Annotated in this window: 24 protein-coding genes; 18 read left to right on the top strand and 6 right to left on the bottom strand. The window is 62.2% G+C overall.

Going from position 1 to position 21,296, the window contains the following annotated elements:
- Positions 1–99 precede the first annotated feature (99 nt).
- Together AAIS01_RS03945 and AAIS01_RS03940 are read left to right on the top strand one after the other, a co-directional pair.
- Positions 100–315 carry a hypothetical protein gene (locus tag AAIS01_RS03945; protein ID WP_214918669.1) on the top strand — a complete coding sequence of 72 codons (216 nt, stop codon included), beginning with the start codon at positions 100–102 and terminating at the stop codon, positions 313–315.
- Between the two features lie 115 nt (positions 316–430).
- Positions 431–712 carry a hypothetical protein gene (locus tag AAIS01_RS03940; RefSeq protein WP_343467889.1) on the top strand — a complete coding sequence of 94 codons (282 nt, stop codon included), beginning with the start codon at positions 431–433 and terminating at the stop codon, positions 710–712.
- Between the two features lie 16 nt (positions 713–728).
- On the opposite strand, the gene AAIS01_RS03935 is transcribed toward AAIS01_RS03940, so the two are convergent.
- Positions 729–959: a hypothetical protein gene (locus AAIS01_RS03935; protein WP_343467888.1), complete on the bottom strand. Its 231-nt coding sequence runs from the start codon at positions 957–959 to the stop codon at positions 729–731.
- Positions 960–1,068: 109 nt separating this feature from the next.
- A complete protein-coding gene (locus tag AAIS01_RS03930; protein WP_343467887.1) occupies positions 1,069–1,419 on the bottom strand; it encodes a hypothetical protein in 351 nt (116 codons plus the stop codon).
- A 199-nt stretch (positions 1,420–1,618) separates the two neighbouring features.
- On the opposite strand from AAIS01_RS03930, the gene AAIS01_RS03925 reads away from it, so the two are divergent.
- The 5 genes from AAIS01_RS03925 (at position 1,619) to ada (ending at position 4,909) form a co-directional block, all read left to right on the top strand.
- The gene (locus AAIS01_RS03925; RefSeq protein ID WP_003182962.1) at positions 1,619–1,921 is read left to right on the top strand and encodes a DUF1883 domain-containing protein; all 303 of its coding nucleotides are present in this window, start codon (positions 1,619–1,621) and stop codon (positions 1,919–1,921) included.
- A gap of 27 nt (positions 1,922–1,948) precedes the next feature.
- On the top strand, positions 1,949–2,119 hold the full coding sequence (locus AAIS01_RS03920) for a hypothetical protein (protein WP_343467886.1): 171 nt from the start codon (positions 1,949–1,951) through the stop codon (positions 2,117–2,119).
- Between the two features lie 232 nt (positions 2,120–2,351).
- Positions 2,352–3,080: a 2OG-Fe(II) oxygenase gene (locus tag AAIS01_RS03915; RefSeq protein ID WP_343467885.1), complete on the top strand. Its 729-nt coding sequence runs from the start codon at positions 2,352–2,354 to the stop codon at positions 3,078–3,080.
- Positions 3,067–3,747, top strand: coding sequence for a DNA oxidative demethylase AlkB (gene alkB / locus AAIS01_RS03910; RefSeq protein ID WP_343467884.1), 681 nt, complete (start codon positions 3,067–3,069; stop codon positions 3,745–3,747). Before AAIS01_RS03915 ends, alkB begins: the two co-directional genes overlap by 14 nt.
- 88 nt (positions 3,748–3,835) lie before the next feature.
- A complete protein-coding gene (gene ada / locus AAIS01_RS03905; protein WP_343467883.1) occupies positions 3,836–4,909 on the top strand; it encodes a bifunctional DNA-binding transcriptional regulator/O6-methylguanine-DNA methyltransferase Ada in 1,074 nt (357 codons plus the stop codon).
- Here ada and AAIS01_RS03900 read toward each other — a convergent pair.
- On the bottom strand, positions 4,873–5,361 hold the full coding sequence (locus AAIS01_RS03900) for a GyrI-like domain-containing protein (protein ID WP_343467881.1): 489 nt from the start codon (positions 5,359–5,361) through the stop codon (positions 4,873–4,875). The two genes, ada and AAIS01_RS03900, sit on opposite strands and share 37 nt — an antisense overlap.
- A 148-nt stretch (positions 5,362–5,509) precedes the next feature.
- Between AAIS01_RS03900 and AAIS01_RS03895 the strand changes: the two genes are divergently transcribed.
- From AAIS01_RS03895 to AAIS01_RS03875, 5 genes are all read left to right on the top strand, one after another.
- Entirely contained in the window at positions 5,510–6,583 is a 1,074-nt protein-coding gene (locus tag AAIS01_RS03895; RefSeq protein ID WP_343467880.1) for an NAD(P)H-dependent flavin oxidoreductase, read from the top strand.
- Between the two features lie 346 nt (positions 6,584–6,929).
- Positions 6,930–7,682, top strand: coding sequence for a molybdate ABC transporter substrate-binding protein (modA, locus tag AAIS01_RS03890; RefSeq protein WP_343467879.1), 753 nt, complete (start codon positions 6,930–6,932; stop codon positions 7,680–7,682).
- Positions 7,683–8,363: a molybdate ABC transporter permease subunit gene (modB, locus tag AAIS01_RS03885; RefSeq protein ID WP_343467878.1), complete on the top strand. Its 681-nt coding sequence runs from the start codon at positions 7,683–7,685 to the stop codon at positions 8,361–8,363. It abuts the gene before it with no gap.
- A 3-nt stretch (positions 8,364–8,366) separates the two neighbouring features.
- A complete protein-coding gene (gene modC, locus AAIS01_RS03880) occupies positions 8,367–9,446 on the top strand; it encodes a molybdenum ABC transporter ATP-binding protein (protein ID WP_343467876.1) in 1,080 nt (359 codons plus the stop codon).
- Between the two features lie 221 nt (positions 9,447–9,667).
- Positions 9,668–10,705: a DNA topoisomerase IB gene (locus tag AAIS01_RS03875; protein ID WP_343467874.1), complete on the top strand. Its 1,038-nt coding sequence runs from the start codon at positions 9,668–9,670 to the stop codon at positions 10,703–10,705.
- 46 nt (positions 10,706–10,751) lie between these two features.
- On the opposite strand, the gene AAIS01_RS03870 is transcribed toward AAIS01_RS03875, so the two are convergent.
- Positions 10,752–11,285, bottom strand: coding sequence for a DUF3087 family protein (locus AAIS01_RS03870; protein WP_343467873.1), 534 nt, complete (start codon positions 11,283–11,285; stop codon positions 10,752–10,754).
- A 217-nt stretch (positions 11,286–11,502) separates the two neighbouring features.
- Between AAIS01_RS03870 and ppnN the strand changes: the two genes are divergently transcribed.
- A complete protein-coding gene (gene ppnN, locus AAIS01_RS03865; RefSeq protein ID WP_047227654.1) occupies positions 11,503–12,876 on the top strand; it encodes a nucleotide 5'-monophosphate nucleosidase PpnN in 1,374 nt (457 codons plus the stop codon).
- 131 nt (positions 12,877–13,007) lie between these two features.
- Here ppnN and AAIS01_RS03860 read toward each other — a convergent pair whose 3' ends face one another.
- Positions 13,008–13,664: an HAD-IA family hydrolase gene (locus AAIS01_RS03860; protein ID WP_343467872.1), complete on the bottom strand. Its 657-nt coding sequence runs from the start codon at positions 13,662–13,664 to the stop codon at positions 13,008–13,010.
- A 168-nt stretch (positions 13,665–13,832) separates the two neighbouring features.
- Positions 13,833–15,179 carry an MATE family efflux transporter gene (locus tag AAIS01_RS03855; RefSeq protein WP_186657523.1) on the bottom strand — a complete coding sequence of 449 codons (1,347 nt, stop codon included), beginning with the start codon at positions 15,177–15,179 and terminating at the stop codon, positions 13,833–13,835.
- A 388-nt stretch (positions 15,180–15,567) separates the two neighbouring features.
- Here AAIS01_RS03855 and AAIS01_RS03850 point away from each other — a divergent pair, with 388 nt between their 5' ends.
- From AAIS01_RS03850 to AAIS01_RS03830, 5 genes are read left to right on the top strand one after another with little or no spacing between them, the layout of a single operon-like run.
- Positions 15,568–16,785: a methyl-accepting chemotaxis protein gene (locus tag AAIS01_RS03850; RefSeq protein ID WP_343467871.1), complete on the top strand. Its 1,218-nt coding sequence runs from the start codon at positions 15,568–15,570 to the stop codon at positions 16,783–16,785.
- An 11-nt stretch (positions 16,786–16,796) separates the two neighbouring features.
- Entirely contained in the window at positions 16,797–17,165 is a 369-nt protein-coding gene (locus tag AAIS01_RS03845; protein ID WP_047227658.1) for a response regulator, read from the top strand.
- Between the two features lie 15 nt (positions 17,166–17,180).
- A complete protein-coding gene (locus AAIS01_RS03840) occupies positions 17,181–17,465 on the top strand; it encodes an STAS domain-containing protein (protein WP_214918712.1) in 285 nt (94 codons plus the stop codon).
- A gap of 39 nt (positions 17,466–17,504) precedes the next feature.
- The gene (locus AAIS01_RS03835) at positions 17,505–19,604 is read left to right on the top strand and encodes a chemotaxis protein CheA (RefSeq protein WP_343467870.1); all 2,100 of its coding nucleotides are present in this window, start codon (positions 17,505–17,507) and stop codon (positions 19,602–19,604) included.
- A 33-nt stretch (positions 19,605–19,637) separates the two neighbouring features.
- A complete protein-coding gene (locus AAIS01_RS03830) occupies positions 19,638–21,296 on the top strand; it encodes a methyl-accepting chemotaxis protein (RefSeq protein WP_186657531.1) in 1,659 nt (552 codons plus the stop codon).

Genomic DNA, 21,296 nt, shown 5'->3' with positions numbered 1-21,296 from the left:
CATTGCGATAGCCAGGCGGTCTCACTGTACGCTCATGGGCGCTGTTTGCGAGCATTTGACGTATCATGGCGCTCTTGATCCCGCCAATGAGGCAGCTAGATGTCGGCAACAAAAAACGCAAACGGTTATTCGGTCAGCCAGGACAAAGACGGTCAGTGGTGGATTATCAACTACCACGGTGAACAGGTCGCCGGCCCCTTGCCCAGCAAAGCGATGGCAGTTGAAGTGGCCGCCGTGTTTCAGGACGAGCGCTCTGCTCCGGCGGCAAAAGAGCGTGAAACGGCCCCCGCGCGCAGCCCCCGTCGCAAAAAGTAACGGGACAAGCCTCAAGTAAATGTCGCCGGACATGGAACGAGGCTTTGTTTATCTGTACCGAAATGGCCATTAGCTATAATCTCGCGCCAGCCCCTTCCTTCTCGATGACGATTCCATGAAAAAATTTCTGGCGCTGTTTGCAGTCCTGGCCCTGACGGGCTGTGCCACAGCCGAAAAAACCTACCTGAACAGCGGCGAACAAGGCCTGACCATCGATTGCTCGGGCGAAGCGAACTCCTGGGCCACCTGTTATGAAAAGGCTGACGCCTCCTGTGCCGGCACCGGCTACCGCATTGTGGGCACCGATGGCACGCCGCAAGCCAAGGAAAGCGAAAAGACCCTGGGCGTCGATGTCGGCAACTTCACCAGTCGCAGCGTCCTGGTGGTGTGCAAGTAAACGAGTGTCCTGACACTCAGATGTGGATCTCGGCGAACTTGATCCCCAGGCCGCGGATGATCTCGATCAGGTCGTCGAGACGACTGAAGGACTCCACTTCGTCCTGGTCATCCACCAGAAAAAAACTGCGTCCTGCGCTTTTCTTGAAAAAGACGATCCACTCCCCCGAGTTCGCCGGGTTCTGAATCACATGGGTGGCGCAGATAAGACCTTCTGCATGGCGCTCACGCACCTGCTCGCGCTTCATCGACTGGCTCCATAAATGACAATGCCGCCAACGTCGGCCGTGGCGGCATTTTTTGTCGAAGGCAGCAGTTTATCCGATGCCCGGCCTGCTCGTCAGGCCGAGCGCTGGCTCAACCGGAAATACAGGCGTTGGCCGCGTCCTGCACATCACCCGGGCGCACAGGCACGTTGGACAAGCTCTCGTGCAGCTTGATGCTGCTGCCGCTGGAGCGCTCGTCAATGTCGAACACCGCCGCCGGCAGCGTCGACAATTTTCCAGGGACGATCAAACGGACGCCATTCTTGTGCGGTTCCATTTGCAACGGACCACGGGTGCTGGCCAGTTCGTCGGCGACGCACTTGGCGTATTCCTGAGGCTTCTTTCCGGAGATGACATTCATGGTGGGCGGCGTCTGGTTGATGTCCGATACCGATGCACATCCACTTATGGCCAATGCCAACACCCACACGCTGCGCTTCATATGATTCCTCCGATAAAGATCCTCCGACAGTGCAAATGCTGGTTTTCTCCAGCGCCCTGTGTGTTTTTTTGCGCATCCTGCGATAAATGAACAAAGCGTGGGGCGCAGGCCGGATATTAGCACCCGGTGCTGATAAACTGCGCGGCATTGACCTTGCTATCGTTTTGATTTGGTAGAAAAAGCCCTTTTGGAGGCGCCCATGAAATTCATTCACCAGCGCGAGCACCTCAACGAAGACGATATCGTCGTCATCGAATGCTCGCAAATGTGCAACATCCGCTTGATGAACGACGCCAACTTCCGCAGCTTCAAGAACGGCGGCCGGCACACTTATCACGGCGGCGCGTTCGACACGTTCCCGGCCAGGATCACCGCACCGAGTACCGGTTTCTGGAACATCACCATCGACACCGTCAACCGCCGTGCCATCAGCGTCACGCGCAAGCCGACCCTGACCCACAAAATCAAAATCATCCGGCGGTCCAGCTCGAAACTGAGCTGAGCATCGCCCTTCAAGACAGGCAAAACCGTGGCCCAGACAACCAAATACGTCATCAAGTACAAGCTCAACGGCGAACGCCGCTTCGAATTCGCGCAACTGCAAACCGGTACAGTGGACGAAGCCATGGCGGCGCTGCGGGCGATGCATGACCAGACCGATGATGCGATCAGCGACGTCAGCGTCAGCAAAGCACTGTAAAAATTTCGTTGGATCTCGGTGGCGAGGGAGCTTGCTCCCGCTGGACTGCGCAGCAGGCCCCTGGGGCGGTCGCTGCGCAACCGAGCGGGAGCAAGCTCCCTCGCCACAGGGCTGTGCCCGGCTAGCACGGATCACCGCCAGCCCTTCGGCAGACATTGATCGCAAGCTCCGGAGTGTCAACAACCAGGATACTCCCCAGACTGGCCAACCTTTCCCACTAAGGTTTGTGCGCATGTCCGCTATCCTGCAAGCCCCCTCGCTGACACAACACATAGACGGCCTTGATTGGCTCTCCCTTGAACAAAACCTCGACCAGGACGGCAGCGTAATCATTCGTAATCTGCTGCCAGCCTCGCAATGCCAGACACTCAGTGGCCTATACGCCGAACCCGACCTTTTCCGCTCGAAGGTGATCATGGCCCGCCATGGATTCGGACGCGGCGAGTATCAGTATTTTCGCTATCCATTGCCCGATATCGTCCAGCAACTGCGTGAGGCGTTGTATTCGAGGCTGGTGCCGCTGGCGAACCGCTGGAATGAATGCATGGGCCTTGAAGTGCGCTACCCCGACCTGCACGCCGACTTTATTCAGCGCTGTCACGCCGCCGGGCAACGGCGTCCTACGCCGTTGTTGCTGCAATACGGCCCCCAGGATTACAACTGCCTGCACCAGGACCTGTACGGCGAGCAGGTGTTCCCGCTGCAGGTGGCGATCCTGTTGTCGGAACCGGGGCGGGATTTCAGCGGTGGTGAGTTCGTGCTGACCGAGCAGCGTCCGCGCATGCAATCGCGGCCGCAGGTCATCGATCTGAAACAGGGCGATGCCCTGGTATTTGCCGTGCATCAACGGCCGGTCAAAGGCGTTCGCGGTTATTATCGAGTGAACATGCGCCATGGCGTCAGCCGCGTGCACAGCGGTAGCCGGCATACACTTGGAATCATTTTTCATGATGCGCAATAACGACACCCCGATCACCCTGGACCTGTTCGCCGACGAGACGCCGACGACACCCGGCCTGACCGAACAGATCGGTGAGCAATCGTTTGTGTTGCGCGGGTTCGCCCTGCCCTGGCTCGACCGTTTGCTGCCGGCCCTGGAAGCGGTGTTGCTGGCCGCGCCGTTCCGGCAGATGGTCACGCCCGGTGGCTTTACCATGTCGGTGGCCCTGAGCAGTTGCGGGGCGTTGGGCTGGACCACCGACCGCAGTGGCTATCGCTACACGGCCCACGACCCACAGACCGGCCTGCCCTGGCCCGACATGCCAGCGGTGTTCCGCGAACTGGCCCAGGCCGCTGCCCGACAGGCGCAGTTCGAGCACTTCGAGCCGGATTCCTGCCTGATCAACCGCTACGTGCCCGGCGCACGGATGTCTTTGCATCAAGACAAGAACGAACGCCAACTCACCGCCCCTATCGTCTCGATGTCCCTGGGCTTGCCGGCAGTGTTTCAATTCGGCGGCTTCGAGCGCAGCGACAAGAGCCTGCGCGTCCCGTTGTTCCATGGCGACATCGTGGTCTGGGGCGGCGTGGACCGGATGCGTTACCACGGCGTGCTGCCGCTCAAGCAAGGCCAGCATCCGACGCTGGGCGCCCAGCGCATCAACCTGACGTTTCGCACCGCCGGGTGAAGGCGCAGAATTCAACCGCAAGACCCGGAGTGTTGCCCTCTCACAGGCTCGCTACCTTAGCCAAAACGGGCCAATGGACATAACGACCATGAACAGCACTTCGAACACCCTCACCGCTGAACAGGATCCTCGCTGGGCCGCCGTGCTTGCCCGGGATCCGCGCGCCGACGGGCAATTCGTCTATGGCGTGAAAACCACCGGCATCTATTGCCACCCCAGCAGCCTGTCGCGCCTGCCCAACCCGCGTAACGTGGAATTTTTCGACACGCCGGAACAGGCCCAGGCGGCGGGTTATCGTCCCAGCAAGCGCGTGGCCAGGGACCAGACCCAGATCGCCGCCCAACAAGCGGCCCGGGTCGCGGCCGCCTGCCGGCAGATCGAGGCCGCCGAAGAACTGCCTGGGCTCCATGAACTGGCGCAAAGCGCAGGCTTGAGTCCCTTTCATTTTCACCGGGTGTTCAAGGCCGTCACCGGTCTGACGCCCAAGGGCTATGCCGCCGCCCACCGCTCGCGCAAGGTGCGCGAACGCTTGAGCAATGGTGGATCGATCACCCAAGCGCTGTACGACGCCGGTTTCAATTCCAACAGTCGCTTTTATGAAGCCGCCGACAACGTGCTGGGCATGAAACCCGCCGATTACCGCGCCGCCGGGCAGAACACCGACATCCGTTTCGCCGTCGGCCAATGCTCCCTGGGGGCGATTCTGGTGGCGCAAAGCGAACGCGGGGTGTGCGCGATCCTGCTGGGGGATGATCCGGACGCACTGGTGCGGGACCTGCAAGACAAATTCCGCCGCGCCAACCTGATCGGAGCCGACCGCGACTTCGAGCAGTTGATCGCCCAAGTGGTGGGCTTTATCGAGGCACCGGCCCTGGGCCTGGACCTGCCGCTGGACCTGCAAGGCACGGCGTTCCAGGAACGGGTCTGGCAAGCCCTGCGGGATATTCCGCCGGGCAGCACCGCCAGCTACGCCGAGATCGCCCAGCGCATCGGCATGCCTAAAGCCGTGCGCGCCGTGGCCCAGGCCTGCGGGGCTAACAGTCTGGCGGTGGCGATCCCCTGCCACCGGGTGGTGCGCAGCGACGGCAACCTGTCGGGCTATCGCTGGGGCGTGGAGCGCAAGCGTCAGTTGCTGGCGCTGGAACGCTCGTCCGCGGACTGAACGCCGATGTAGATCGCCACCGAGTCGGGGCCGCTGTAGACCTCGAAATCGGTGGTGAAGCGGCGCAGGGTTTGCGGGTTATCCGCGAAATATGCCCAGATCAGGCCCCAGGTCTGGATCACGCAGTCGGGCATCGGCCCCTTGGCCGAAAACACCAGGTAATCCCCGCCCTCGATGTCCACGGCGGCGTAGCCTGCGCTGGTCGCATCCACCTGTACCCCGGCCGTCACATCAAAGTACCCGGTGGCGTCGGACTCATAGCGGGAATAGACCCCGTAGACAAACGACTCCGACTGTCTGGCGGGAATCTTGTCGAACAGCCCTTCGGTGAAGAACTGCTGCCACATCGGGCCGATCCGTGCCGTGTCGGGCTGCTGTTCGTCAGCGTTGCGCGTGTGTACCTGCAGGCCGGCCACGGTGAAGGGTTCGACTGCCTTGAGTTTGACGTCCATGGGTCAGGCTCCTTGAGAAATGAAGCCCGCATGGTAACCCGCTCGCGGTCGGGATCAAGTTGCCGCATCCGATTGAAAAACTCGACTGGCCCCGCCTGGGCCACACCTGCTAAAAACCCTCTTTCCTTCTGCCGTCGGAGACCCGTACATGAGCCAGTGGCCAGACACTCGCATTCTTGACCTGCTTGGCATCGAGCTGCCCATTATCCAAGGGCCGATGGCCGGAGTGACGGGGCCGGCCATGGTGATCGCCGCCTGCAATGCCGGCGGATTGGGTTCGATGCCGGCGGCGATGCTGGATGTCGAGCAATTGCGTCAGGCGCTGACGACGATCAGCGAACAGACCGACAAGCCGTTCAACGTGAATTTTTTCTGTCACCAGCCACCCGTGTTCGACGAACAGCGCATCGTGGCCTGGAAGCAACACCTCAAACCCTACTACGAAGAGCTGGGCGCCGACTTCGACGCGCCGACGCCAGTGTCCAATCGCACGCCGTTCGATGATGCCGCCTGTCGGGTGCTGGAGCAGATGCGGCCTGAAGTGGTCAGCTTTCACTTCGGCCTGCCGGAAAAATCCCTGCTGGACCGGGTGAAAGCCACCGGTGCCAAAGTCCTGTCCTCAGCCACCACCGTCGAGGAAGCCCTCTGGCTGGAACAGCACGGTTGCGACGCAATCATCGCCATGGGTTATGAAGCCGGCGGCCATCGCGGGATGTTCCTCAGTGACGACCTCAACACCCAGGTCGGCCTGTTTGCCTTGCTGCCCCAGGTGGTGGATGCGGTGAGCGTGCCGGTGATCGCTGCGGGCGGTATTGGCGATGCGCGGGGCATCGTCGCGGCGTTTGCGCTGGGCGCATCGGCGGTGCAACTGGGCAGCGCCTATCTGTTCACGCCCGAGGCCAAGATCAGCCCGTCCCATCACCGGGCGCTGCGCACGGCCAAGGAAAGTCAAACCGCTGTCACCAACCTGTTCACCGGCCGCCCGGCCCGGGGCATCGTCAACCGGGTGATGCGCGAGATCGGGCCAATGAGCCCGATGGCGCCGGCATTCCCCCTGGCGGGCGGTGCGTTGATGCCACTGCGCGCCAAGAACGAAGCAGACTTCAGCAATCTCTGGGCCGGCCAGGCATTCCCCCTGGGCCGGGAATTGTCGACTGCCGAGCTGACCCGGCGGTTGGCCGAAGAGGCACTGGTCCAACTGAACGGCCGTGGGCGGTCCTGACGGTCGCTATCGCGAGCAAGCTCGCTCCCACATGGATCTGTGGCGAACACGCATCTTGCTGCCACACCAGAACCCCTGTGGGAGCGGGCTTGCTCGCGAAAGCGGTGGGTCAGCCAATAGAAATGTTGAATGTACCGCCGTCTTCGCGAGCAAGCCCGCTCCCACAGGTCCAGTGGTGTGCCCAGATGTTGTGTTCGCCACAGATCCATGTGGGAGCGAGCTTGCTCGCGATGGCGGCGGCACACTCAACATCGCCGCCACTGCCCCCTGCAAAAACATGCGTTCCGTTTGCCAGCCATTCGCTATATATTTCCGTATATAGCGAACCCCACCTTACGGAGCCCTCATGCACTTCACTCGCTTCGCCCCGCTGTTGCTGGCCACGCTGTTTTCCATGAGCAGCGTCCAGGCCGATGAAGTGCAGGTGGCCGTGGCCTCCAATTTCACCGCCCCCCTCCAGGCCATCGCCGCCGGTTTCGCGAAAGACACCGGCCACACGCTGGTGGCGGCCTATGGCGCGACCGGGCAGTTCTACACGCAGATCAAGAACGGCGCACCGTTCGAAGTCTTCCTCGCCGCCGACGACACCACCCCGGCCAGGCTCGAAAGCGAAGGCGACACCGTCAAGGGTTCGCGCTTCACCTACGCTGTCGGCACGCTGGCGCTGTGGTCGGCCAAGGGCGGTTATGTCGACAGCCAGGGCCAGGTGCTCAAGGGCGACGGCTTCCAGCACCTGGCCATCGCCAACCCGAAAACCGCGCCCTACGGTCTGGCCGCGACCCAGGTGCTGGATAAGCTGGGGCTGACCGGGCAGGTCAAAGGCAAGCTCGTCGAGGGCCAGAACATCACCCAGGCCTATCAGTTCGTTTCTACCGGCAACGTAGAACTCGGCTTCGTGGCCTTGTCCCAGGTGTACAAGGACGGCAAGCTGGCCAGCGGTTCGGCATGGATCGTCCCCGCCCAACTGCATGCCCCGATCAAACAGGACGCGGTGATTCTCAACAAAGGTCGAAACAACGCCGCCGCCTCGGCGTTCATGGATTACCTCAAAGGGCCGAAAGCCACCGCCATCATCCAAGCCTACGGTTATCAACGCTAAATGCCACTGACCAGTGCCGACTACGCCGCCATCTGGCTGACCCTGAAACTGGCGTCGCTGACCACGGTGATCCTGCTGCTCATCGGCACGCCTATCGCCCTGTGGCTGTCACGAACCCAGTCCTGGCTGCGCGGGCCGGTGGGCGCGGTGGTGGCCCTGCCGTTGGTGCTGCCGCCCACGGTGATCGGCTTTTACCTGTTGCTCGCCCTGGGCCCCAACGGCTGGATCGGCCAATTCACCCAGGCCGTCGGGCTGGGCACCCTCACCTTCAGTTTCACCGGGCTGGTGATCGGCTCGGTGATCTATTCCATGCCGTTTGTGGTGCAGCCATTGCAGAACGCATTCTCCGCCATCGGCCGTCGCCCCCTGGAAGTGGCGGCCACTTTGCGGGCGGGTCCCTGGGATACGTTTTTGAGTGTCATCCTGCCCTTGGCCCGCCCCGGTTTTATCACTGCGGCAATCCTCGGCTTCGCCCACACCGTCGGCGAATTCGGCGTGGTGCTGATGATCGGCGGCAATATCCCCGAAAAAACCCGGGTGGTGTCAGTGCAGATTTACGACCATGTCGAAGCCCTGGAATACGCCCAGGCTCACTGGCTGGCGGCGGCAATGCTGGTGTTCTCATTTCTGGTGCTGCTGGCGCTGTATTCCAGCCGCCGAACCCGGGCCGGATGGAGCTGATCGATGATTCAAGCGCGTTTTCAGCTCGACCATGGAGACTTCTCCCTGGACCTGGATGTGCAACTGCCGGGCCGTGGCGTGACCGCGCTGTACGGCCAGTCCGGTTCCGGCAAGACCACCTGCCTGCGCTGCATCGCCGGGCTGGAAAGGCCGCCCCGGGGTTTCATCCAGGTCAATGGCGAAGTCTGGCAGGACAGCGAGCGCAGCGTGTTCGTGCCGCCCCATCAACGGGCGCTGGGGTACGTGTTCCAGGAGGCGAGCCTGTTCGCGCATCTGTCCGTGCAGGCCAACCTGGCGTTCGGCCTCAAGCGCATCGCGCCGGCGCAACGACGGGTGGACATGGACCAGGCCACCGAGCTGCTGGGCATCGGTCACTTGCTGGATCGACAGCCACACAACCTGTCCGGCGGCGAACGCCAGCGGGTCGGCATCGCCCGGGCCCTGCTGACCAGCCCACGACTGCTGCTGATGGACGAGCCGCTGGCCGCCCTGGATACTCGGCGCAAGAACGAAATCCTGCCCTACCTGCAACGCCTGCACGACGAGTTGGACATCCCAGTGCTGTACGTCAGCCATTCGCAGGACGAAGTGGCGCGGCTGGCCGACCACATCGTGCTGCTGGACGCCGGTCGTGTACTGGCCAGCGGGCCGATCGGCGAAACACTGGCGCGACTCGACCTGCCGCTGGCGTTGGGCGATGACGCGGGCGTGGTGGTCCAGGGCAAGGTCAGCGGTTATGACGCCGCCTATCAATTGCTGTCCCTGACCCTGCCCGACAGCCTCTTGAATGTGCGTGTCGCCCACACGCCCCTGGCCATCGGCCAGCCGCTGCGCTTCAAGGTCCAGGCCCGTGATGTCAGCCTCAGCCTGACGAACGATGCCCAGACCAGCATCCTCAACCGTTTGCCTGTTACCGTGGTCAGCGAACTGGCCGCCGACAACGCCGCCCATGTGCTGATACGGCTGGAGGCTGCCGGTACACCGCTGTTGGCGCGCATCACCCGTTACTCCCGCGATCAGCTCAAGCTTCATCCTGGGCAGATGCTGTGGGCACAGATCAAGGCGGTGGCGGTGTTGGCGTAGGGCATCGCCCCACACAAATCCCTTGTGGGAGCGGGCTGGCTCGCGAAGGCGGTGGGCCAGGCACCGTCCATGTTGGATGTGCCGACGCCTTCGCGAGCAAGCCCGCTCCCACAGGTTCGGTGATCTACCTCAGACCTCGACCTCAGAAACTTGGCACGACCGCAACGGCCTGCGGTCAATGTTTTCATAGACCACTGGATTCGTGGCCAAGGACCTTTTTCATGCCCGACACCCTGCCGCCGGATGCGCTGCCGGCCGATCTGCATTATGTCGATGACACCGCCCCCGGCATTACTCGCAGGAAGGTGCGGGGCAAGTTCTGCTATTTCGATCCCCAGGGCCAGCGGATCACCGATGCGGCTGAAATCCAGCGCCTCAACGCCCTGGCCGTGCCGCCGGCCTATACCGACGTATGGATCTGCACCGACCCGCGCGGTCATCTCCAGGCCACCGGCCGGGACGCCCGCGGGCGCAAGCAATACCGCTACCACCCACGTTGGCGCGAAGTGCGCGATGCCGACAAATACTCCCGAATGCTGGAGTTCGGCCGTACCCTGCCGCGCTTGCGCAAACGCCTAGAACAGATCCTGGCCACGCCCGGATTCAGCCGCGACAAGGTCATGGCCACGGTGATCACGTTGCTGGACGTCACCCTGATCCGGGTCGGCAACCCCCAGTATGCGCGGGACAACCGCTCCTACGGCCTGACCACCCTGCGCAGCAAGCACGTCGAGGTCAACGGCAGCGCCATTGCCTTCCAGTTCCGTGGCAAGAGCGGCGTCGAACACCAGATCACCGTGAAAGACCGGCGTCTGGCGCGGATCATCAAGCGCTGCCAGGAAATACCCGGGCAGAACCTGTTCCAGTACCTGGACGACAACGGCGAACGCCACTCCATCAGCTCGTCCGACATCAACGCCTACCTCAAGCGCCTCACCGGCGCGGACTTCACCGCCAAGGACTACCGCACCTGGGCCGGCAGCGCGGCGGCGTTGGCGGGGCTGCGACTGCTGTGCTGGGAAACCGAGACTGAGGCAAAAAAACACCTCGCCGAAATGGTCAGGCAGGTCGCCCGGCAACTGGGCAATACACCGTCCGTCTGTCGTAAATGCTACATCCATCCCGCCGTGGTGGAGGGTTTCCTGCTGGGCTCTTTGAAGGAGCTGCCCAACCCTCGGGTCCGCAAAGGCCTCAGCGAAGAGGAAGCCGCACTGGCGATGTTTCTGCAACGCATGGCCCAAGCTGCCCAAGCCTGCTGACCCCGCGCGAACGCCAACCGGGGCAGGTTGGCTTCTGCGATATCGATCAGCGCTGGCTGTAAGCCCTTTTCACCGCCTCGATCCAGGCAGGGTCCAGGCATGGCTGTTCAGCCTCAAGGTTGAGCGCCTGCATTGCCGCAAGGTGCTCGTCGGCCTCCCGGGTGACTGAGCCCTGGGCGCTGGAATTGGCATCGAGCTGATGCATCTGGGTCAGCCCCAGGTGATAGAAACGCAACAGTTTCATGGCCGCGGGATCCTGGGCCTGCACCCCGGCCTTCACCTGGTGCATCACATTGGTGATGCTCATCAAGCTGCGCTTGAGCTGCCAGCCGTACACCGCCGCGGCCATCCACGGCTGCGACCAGAAATACAGGCGCATCAAGGCGACCATCACCAGTACCGCGGCAATCACCCCGCCGAGATTGAAGCGGAAATTATCCCCCCCGGGCGTGCCGAACAGCATCACCGAAAGGCTGGACAACAGCATCGCCAGTGCCAGGAACGTCACGGCGACGATGAGGGTACTGCGTCGGGTCTGGCGTCGGTAGACTTCGGCGTCCCACGGCTTGAGCTCGAACATCGCGGTGCAATTTCCTTGTGCGGCGTAAAAAAAGTCCCGCATTATCGCCTGCCCGGTGGATTTAGCTATGCTGGGGCTCATTTTGTGTTGCAACCGACCCGAAGGATCCGGATCAAAGTCCATGGCGATACCGCAAGGATCGTGCGATCTTTCTGTGTGGACGTTTTTTTCAAGATGCCGTCGTTGTGAGTACGGCATCGTTTTCAAGGAAAGCTGAATGAATCAAAGACATGTAATCAACGCCTCGGTCAGCCCGAAGGGCAGCCTGGAGACTTTGTCCCAGCGCGAAGTCCAGCAACTGAGTGAAGCCGGTTCCGGCAGTATCTATACCCTCTTCCGCCAGTGCGCCCTGGCCATTCTCAACACCGGCGCCCATGTCGATAACGCCAAGACCATCCTGGAAGCCTACAAGGACTTCGAGATCCGTATTCACCAGCAAGACCGGGGCGTACGCCTGGAACTGCTGAACGCCCCGGCCGACGCCTTCGTCGATGGCGAAATGATCGCCAGCACCCGCGAGATGCTGTTCAGCGCCCTGCGCGACATCGTCTACACCGAGAACGAACTGGACAGCCAGCGCATCGACCTCAGTTCCTCCCAAGGCATCAGCGACTACGTCTTCCACCTGCTGCGCAACGCCCGCACATTGCGCCCTGGGGTGGAGCCAAAAATCGTTGTGTGCTGGGGCGGCCACTCGATCAACACCGAAGAATACAAATACACCAAGAAAGTCGGCCACGAACTGGGCCTGCGCAGCCTGGACATCTGCACCGGCTGCGGCCCGGGCGTGATGAAAGGCCCGATGAAAGGCGCCACCATCGCCCACGCCAAACAGCGCATCCACGGCGGCCGTTACCTGGGCCTGACGGAGCCTGGCATCATCGCCGCCGAAGCGCCGAACCCGATCGTCAATGAGCTGGTGATCCTGCCGGACATCGAGAAGCGCCTGGAAGCTTTCGTGCGTGTGGGTCACGGCATCATCATCTTCCCGGGCGGCGCCGGTACGGCGGAAGAGTTCCTCTACCTGCTGGGCATTCTCATGCACCCGGCCAACCAGGACCTGCCCTTCCCGGTCGTTCTTACCGGGCCCAAGAGCGCCGCGCCGTACCTTGATCAACTGCATGCCTTTGTCGGTGCGACCCTGGGCGAGGCTGCACAGAAGCATTACCAGATCATCATCGACGATCCGGCCGAAGTGGCGCGGCAGATGACCCAAGGGCTCAAAGCGGTCAAACAGTTCCGCCGCGAACGCAACGACGCCTTCCACTTCAACTGGTTGCTGAAAATCGACGAAGGCTTCCAGCGTCCGTTCGACCCGACCCACGCCAACATGGCCAGCCTGGGCCTGAGGCGTGACCTGCCCGCCCACGAACTGGCCGCCAACTTGCGCCGAGCGTTCTCGGGGATCGTGGCCGGTAACGTCAAGGACAAGGGCATCCGCCTGATCGAAGAACACGGCCCTTACGAGATCCACGGCGACGCCGCCATCATGGAACCCCTCGACCGGCTGCTCCAGGCCTTCGTCGCCCAGCACCGCATGAAACTGCCGGGCGGCGCCGCGTATGAACCGTGCTACCGCGTGGTGACCTGACCGACTCTGAAGGTTGTCACCCCCCCTGTGGGAGCGGGCTTGCTCGCGAAGGCGGTGTGTCAGGCTACATCAATGCCGGATGCGCCGACGCCTTCGCGAGCAAGCCCGCTCCCACAGGGGTTCTGCTGCGGTCACAGCGTCGGGTTCAGCCGCATCCGTCCGGCCTCATCCACCTCAACGCCAAGCTCACGGTAATCCTTGATCAGCGGATGGGGGGTGGCCACCGGATGCGTATGCGTCGCCGTCACCACCCGCACATCCGCCCCAGCCGCTTCGCCGGCCTTGATGCCCGCTTCGGCATCCTCGAACACCAGGCATTCCTGTGGTGCGACTTGCAGACGCTCAGCAGCCAGTCGATAACAGGTAGGGTTGGGTTTGCCGTCGCTGACATCCTCGGCGGTGACCATCACCGCCGGACGAGGAATGCCGGCCGCTTCCATACGGCGCAAGGCTAGCGCCATGGGCGCCGAGGTGACGATGGCCCATTGCAGGGGCGGCAGGCTGTTCAGAAATGCCGCAGCACCGGGCACGGGCACCACACCTTCCACGTCTTCGATTTCCTCGCGGGTAATCTGCTCGGCCTCGGCCAGGGCATCTACCCCTGGCAGGTGCTGGCGGGCAATGGTGTCGATGGCGCGCACGCCGTGGATGGTCGGCAGAAAGCTCGCCACCTCCACGCCGTGACGAAGGGCCCAGCGCGTCCAGATCCGCTCGGCAGCGACGATGGAATTGAGCAGCGTGCCGTCCATGTCGAAGAGGAAGGCGCGGTAGGAACGGTGGTCTGACATCGGGATCCTCGGTGATGAAGGGGGATGAGGGTCACTGTAACATCGCCAGGCACAGAACCCTTGTGGGAGCGGGCTTGCTCGCGAAGGCGGTGTTTCATTCAACATCAATATTGACTGATCCACCGCCTTCGCGAGCAAGCCCGCTCCCACAAAATCACCTGCTGCGCTCTACACCAACCGCTCAATCCGCTGATGCTGCCAGACCATCTTGTAGTACAGCGTCTGCAACACCAGCATGCTCAAGTAAGCCACCGGAAACGCCATCCATACCCCTTGCAGACCGAAGTGCGCGTCCAGCAGGTAGGCCACTGGCAGCTGAACGCCGACGATGCAGAAGATCGAAATCGCCACGGGCATCAGCACCGTGCCGCTGGCGCGCATGATGCCGCCGATCACGGCCTGGAAGCCGAAGACCAGCAGGCTCCAGAGCATGATGTGCAGCAGGTGCTCAGCCTGGATTCGCGCCGCCGGGTCGGTGATGAACAGCCCCAGCAGCCAGTGAGACAACAGATACCCCGAGACCACCAGTCCACCGGTGAGCCAGACGTTGATCAACAGCCCCGTACGCAGGATCGGCCCCAGGCGCTCCAGACGCCCGGCGCCGATGGCCTGGGCGCCGAGGATCGAGGCGGTGATGGCAATCGACAGCGCCGGGAACTGCACGTAATTGACGATCTGCGTCACCGCGCCGTAGGCGGCCGTGGCCTGGGATCCGTGGCCATTGACCAGCGCCAGGATCACCAGCTCCGACAGCGAGATCACCACCATCTGCAACCCCGTGGGCAGGCCGATGCGCAACACCTTGCCGAGGATGTCCATGTCCAGGCGCATCGCCGCGAATAACGCCCGGTCCGGCGCCAGCGCATGCTCGCGACGGTTCAGGCGCCACGCCAGCATGACCATGGCCGCTGCCGTACCCACTAGCCCCGCCAGCGCCGCGCTCTGGATGCCCATTTGCGGCAGCCCCAGCCAACCGCGAATCAGCGCCGGTGTCAGCAATAGCCCGACACCGGTGGACACCAGCAGCGCCAGCATGGGCGACAGCGTATCGCTCACCCCGCGCAACAACTGGGTAAACACCACGAACACGAGCAATATCGGCAGGATCCACATCATCACCCGGGCATAGGACACCGCGTCCTCCAGCACATCGGCCGGAGTCCCTAGCCCCTGCAGCGCCTGGCGCGCGAACACACTGCCGAGCACCGCCGCCACTAGCCCGATGATCGCCGCCAGCAGCAACGTGGTGCCGGCAATCGCCTTCACCGTGCCGGTTTCCCTGGCGCCGTAGGCCTGCCCGATCAATACCCCCGCTCCCGCGCCCAGGCCAATCACCAGCGCGATAAAGAAAAACAGGATGGGAAACATGCCCGACACTGCCGCCAATGCCTGGGTGCCGAGCATCTGGCCGATGTAGATGCTATTGAGCGTGCCGGACATGGATTGCAGGAAATTGGACAGGACCATGGGGGCCAGGAACAGCAGGTAGATTTTCCAGAGAGGCTGGGTGGGCATGAGGGCTCGTGATGGCAGGTTCAAAATCCGGTGGGAAGTAATTTAGCTCAATCCAAACCTGTGGCGAGAATATCTGTGGGAGCAAGGCTTGCCCGCGATGAAGGTCATGCGCTCGATCTGGAACCGAGTCGCCTGCTTCGCGGGCAAGCCTTGCTCCCACAGAGTCCCTCTACATAGAGGGGGTTGTGCGCGACTCATCTGTTCGTCAGTGCGCCTCGACATTTCAGGGACTGCGTCTAACCTGAAGTAGCACAGTGCCACTCACTGGACAGGTCAACGCCCTCGGCCATGCCTGAATCGGACGACCGGTCTTAAAGTCCGGGGTGGGGTCGCAGATAACCAGTTATTCGCAAATAACCTGTTAGCAACACTGTTCAAGGACCGAACCATGACGTCGTATTCACACGGTCATTCCCAATCCCAAACTCCGCCGCGCATTCTTTGGTCCAGCTTGTTTGTGGCCCTGATCGCGAGCGTCGGCCTGCTGGTTCTCAACGGTCCAAGTACACAAAACCTGGGGTTGTGCGCCGTGCTCCTGGCCATTGGCGCCGGGGTCGGCGTGTGGGCTGCCCGCGCCCAGCACCAGCAGATCGACAGAGCCGTCGCCGCCGCCATTGCCCATCACTCGCTGCACGCCTCCGACCACCTGAGCCATAAGGCCGGCGCGCAACTCAACGAAGTCATCCTCGGTGCCATGCCGATCTGGGCCAAGCAGGTGGAAAGCTCCCGGCAGCAGACCGAAACCGCGATTGTCTCGCTGACCAGTCGCTTCACCGGTATTTCTTCACGCCTGGAAGACACCGTGCAAGCCTCGCAACTGGCCGCCGGTGAGCTGGCCGGCAAAAGCAGTGGCGGCGCCGTACAGGTACTGGCCCAAAGCGAAGGTGAGCTGGTCCAGGTCATCGACTCCCTGAAAGCCACCCAGGCCAGCCGCGATGAAACCCTGGCCCAGGTGCGTAACCTCACCGCCTACACCGGCGAGCTGCGGACCATGGCCGCCGATGTCGCGGCCATTGCCGCGCAAACCAACCTGCTGGCCCTCAACGCCGCCATCGAAGCCGCCCGTGCGGGCGAAGCCGGGCGCGGTTTTGCGGTGGTGGCCGACGCCGTGCGCAGTCTGTCGAGCAAATCCAGCGAGACCGGCCAGCAGATGTCGGCCAAGGTCGACATCATCAATAACGCCATCACTCAATTGGTCCAGGCCGCCTCCAGCGGCGCGGATCAGGACAGCCAGTCGGTCACCGTCTCCGAGGACAGCATCCAGCGCGTGCTGGAACGCTTCAAGAGCGTCACCGGGCGGTTGGCCGAATCGGCCGACATGTTGCAACAGGAAAGCTTCGGTATTCGCGACGAGCTCACCGAAGTGCTGGTCAACCTGCAATTCCAGGATCGGGTCAGCCAGATCCTCAGCCACGTGCGCGACAACATCGAGGACCTGCATGTGCATATGCAGCAGGCCAGTCAGTCGCCCGACCAGGCCGTTTCCATCGATGCCCGCCAATGGCTGGCGCGCATGGAAACCACTTACGCCACCGAAGAACAACGCCGCAACCATCATGGCGAATCGGGCGCGCAACAGAATTCACAGGAAATAACCTTCTTCTAGGAGAGCCGTTCATGGCTAAAAGTGTATTGGTTGTCGACGACTCCGCGAGCGTTCGGCAGGTTGTCGGCATCGCGCTGAAAAGTGCCGGCTACGACGTAATCGAGGCCAGCGATGGCAAGGATGCACTGGGCAAGCTCAACGGCCAGAAGGTGCACCTGATCATCAGTGACGTGAACATGCCGAACATGGACGGCATCACCTTCGTCAAGGAGGTCAAGAAGCTGGCCAGCTACAAGTTCACGCCAATCATCATGCTCACCACCGAATCCCAGGAGTCGAAAAAACTCGAGGGCCAGGCGGCAGGCGCCAAGGCCTGGGTGGTCAAGCCCTTCCAGCCGGCGCAGATGTTGGCGGCGGTGTCCAAGCTGATTCTTCCTTGATTCGCGGAGAGTGAAATGCCGTTGCTGTACGAAACACAGGATGACACCGCGCAGGTGCAGATCGACGGCGAACTGACGATCTACACCGTCGCCGACCTCGCCGCGCAGTGGCTGCCACACCTGGGAGCGACGCCGCGCATGGCGCTGGATCTGTCGCAGATCACGGAAATGGACGGCGCCGGCCTTCAGCTGCTGCTGATGGTCCAGCGTGAGGCCCCCAAGGCCGGTACCCGGCTTCAGATAACAGGCCAGAGCAAAGCCGTTATCGAAACACTCGCCCTGTGCAACCTGGTTGCCTAGCGGCCCCGCAACACGTGGGACACGACAAAGGATATGAGCGTGAGCATCAATCTGGATCAGGCACAACAAACGTTCATCGTCGAGGCACGGGAACAGTTGCAGGCAATGGAAGAGTCCCTGCTGCAACTGGAAAGCGACCCGGGTGACGATGATGCCATCGGCGCGATCTTCCGGGCGGCCCATACGATCAAGGGCTCGGCCGGGTTGTTCGGCCTGGAACCCATCGTCAGTTTCACCCACATCGTCGAAGACGTGCTCGATCGGTTGCGCAACGGCAGCGTCGAAGTGGACGCCGGCCTGATCGCCGTGTTGCTCAAGTCCAGTGATCACATGCTGGAACTGATCAACGTGGTGGCCAACCAGGGTGCGACGCTGGCGCCACCGGCCCTGGCCCGGGAAATGGAGCTGTGCCAGATCCTTCAGGAATATCAGGCGCCCTCGCCTGCCGAAGCCCCGAAGCCCGCCGAAGCAAGCGACACACTACCGTCCGCCGAAACGCGCCTCTGGCACATCGCCCTGCGTTTTGGCCCGGAGGTGTTCCGCAACGGCATGGACCCGCTGTCATTCCTGCGTTACCTGCAAACCCTGGGCGAAATCATCCATATCACCACACTGACCGACACAATGCCCTCGGCCGAAACCTGGGACGCCGAGTCCTGCTACCTGGGGTTCGACATTGAATTCAGTTCGGCTGCCGGCCATGGGGCGATCAACGAAGTTTTCGATTTCGTGCGCGAGGATTGCCAGATCCAGATCGTCGCCATTGATGACCCTGCGCCGCCGATGAACACCGGGCTGGTTGCAACCTTCCAAGAGCAGGATGACCCCAACACGGCAATGGTCACCACCGGCCAACTGATGCCGGACCAGCGTTCGGCTGCGCGCATGCCCGCTCAGGTCACGCCCGACAAGCAACCGGCGACCAGCGACGGCAAAGCCAAGGACGGCGCCTATGTGCGGGTCAACGCCGACAAGCTCGACGAGTTGATCAACCTGGTGGGCGAACTGGTCATCGCCAGCGCCGGCGCCAGCCTCCTGGCCCGCCACTGCAACGACGACTCGTTGCAGGAATCGACTTCAACGGTGTCCGGGCTGGTGGAAGAAATTCTCGACGGCGCCTTGCGTCTGCGCATGATCCCCATCGGGGAAACCTTCAATCGGTTTCGCCGGGTGGTGCGCGATGTCAGCCAGGAACTGGGCAAGGACATCGACCTGATCATCAGCGGTGCGGAAACCGAGCTGGATAAAACCGTGGTGGAAAAAATCGGCGACCCGCTAATGCACCTGTTGCGCAACGCCATGGACCACGGCATCGAAACCGCCGAGGCGCGGCTGGCGGCCGGTAAACCGGCCAAGGGTCATCTGCACCTCAATGCCTATCACGACTCGGGCAGCATCGTGCTGGAAATCGCCGACGACGGCGCCGGCCTGAACCGTGACCGGATTCTGGAAAAAGCCCAGGAACGCGGCCTGGTCACCCCCGGCGCCAGCCCCAGCGACCAGGAAATCTACAACCTGATCTTCGAACCCGGCTTCTCCACCGCCCAGGCCGTCACCAACCTTTCCGGGCGTGGCGTCGGCATGGACGTGGTCAAGCGCAACATTACCCTGCTGCGCGGCACCGTCGATCTGGACAGCCAACCGGGCCAGGGCACCGTGGTGCGCATCCGCCTGCCGCTGACGCTGGCGATCATCAATGGTTTTCTGGTGGGCATCGGCCTGTCCACGTACGTCATCCCCCTGGACATGGTTCAGGAATGCATCGAGTTGAGCGAGGACGATGGGGTTTGCAGCCGCGAACAAGGCTACCTTGACCTGCGCGGTGAAGTGCTGCCGCTGGTGTACCTGCGCGATCACTTCAACCACGAAGGCCCGGCCTCGCGTCGGCAGAACGTGGTGGTGGTGCGCTACGCCGAACTCAAGGCCGGGCTGGTGGTGGATGACCTGCTCGGTGAATTCCAGACCGTGATCAAACCTTTGGGCAAGTTGTTCGGCGCGCTACGCGGCATCAGCGGCTCGACCATTCTGGGCAGCGGCGCGGTGGCGTTGATTCTCGACGTGCCGGCGCTACTGACCCAGATCGCCCAAACCGACAACCGCTACACCACACCCCCATTACAACAAGCCACTGTTCGCTGACGCTTTAGCAATTCCATGGAGAGGTACTTCCCAATGAAATGGTTCTACGATCTTAGAATCGCCACCAAACTGATCACCTCATTTCTGGTGGTGCTCGCGTTGACCGCCGTCATGGGGGTGTTCTCGATCATCCAACTCAACGAGGTCAACGGCACCACCATCGATATCCGCGAAAACTGGATGGCTTCGATGCGCGCCGCCTCAGGGATGCGTTTCTACGCGGCGAATTATCGCCTTAAGGAAAATCGCCAGATTACGGCCGACTCCGAGCAGGAGCGCACGGCGATTGAACAAGAAGCCGAGGAAGCCAGACAGGGCTTCGAAACACGCCTGGCAACCTATGAAAAGCTGCTCTCCAGCGCAGAGGATCGCCAGCTTTTCGACACCGCTCGCAGCGACTGGGTCGCTTACCTGGCCGTCAGCAAAGACCTGTTCGCGCTGTCCCGGCAAAACCTGACCACCGAAGCCCAGACGTTGCTCAAGGGCGAATCCAAACGTCATTTCGATCTGGTGACCGCCGACCTGCAGAAACTGGTCGAGCTCAATGCCAGCGGGGCCGATGTGGCCAGCGCTCACGGCACTGAGCTGTATGAGAACGCGCGCCTGTCGATCATTGCCGTACTGATTGCCGCCCTGCTGGTGGGCCTGGGCTTGGCGCTGTTCATTTCCCGGATCATCTCTCGCCCCTTGAAGCAGGCCGTTTCGGTCGCCGAGCAATTGGCCGAAGGCAACCTGAACGCGAAAATCCAAAGCGGCTCCAAAGACGAAACCGGCATGGTCCTCAACGCCATGCAGAACATGGTGGGCAAGCTGTCCCATATCATCGGTGAAGTGCGCAACGCCGCCGACAACCTGGCCAGCGCTTCCGAAGAAGTCAGCGCCACCGCGCAATCCATGAGCCAGGCCACCAGCGAGCAGGCCGCCAGCGTCGAAGAAACCAGCGCCTCCATCGAGCAGATGAGCGCCAGCATCAACCAGAACACCGAAAACGCCAAGGTCACCGACGGCATGGCCAGCAAGGCCGCCAAAGAAGCCACCGACGGTGGTGAGTCGGTGCAGCAGACCGTGGTGGCGATGAAGAAAATCGCCCAACGCATCAGCATCATCGATGACATCGCCTACCAGACCAACCTGCTGGCGCTCAACGCGGCAATCGAAGCGGCCCGCGCCGGTGAGCACGGCAAAGGTTTCGCCGTGGTCGCCGCCGAGGTGCGCAAACTGGCGGAACGCAGCCAGGTGGCGGCCCAGGAGATCGGCGAGCTGTCGTCCAGCAGCGTCGACATGGCCGAGAAGGCCGGGCACCTGCTCAACGAAATGGTCCCGTCCATCAACAAGACCTCGGACCTGGTGCAGGAAATCAGCGCCGCTTCCGAAGAGCAGGCCGCCGGGGTGGCGCAGATCAACACGGCCATGACCCAGCTCAACCAGGTGACCCAGCAGAACGCTTCCAGCAGCGAAGAATTGGCCGCCACCGCAGAAGAGATGAGCAGCCAGGCCGAACAACTGCAACAGGCCATGAGTTTCTTCACCCTGGACGCGCCGGCCAAATCGGCCAGCCAGCCACTGAAAGTGGACAACACCCCCGGCCCGTCCAGTCGCAAGGCAGTGCGTGCTCCCGCGACGGTGATGCCCAAGGCGTTTGCCTACAACATGGCCAGCGCACCCGACGAATCCGAATTCACCCGGTTTTGA

This window comes from Pseudomonas halotolerans, from assembly GCF_039581215.1.
Lineage (GTDB): Bacteria > Pseudomonadota > Gammaproteobacteria > Pseudomonadales > Pseudomonadaceae > Aquipseudomonas > Aquipseudomonas tehranensis.
Note: the sequence above shows the minus strand (reverse complement) of the source record. Positions and strands in the feature narration are given on the sequence as shown.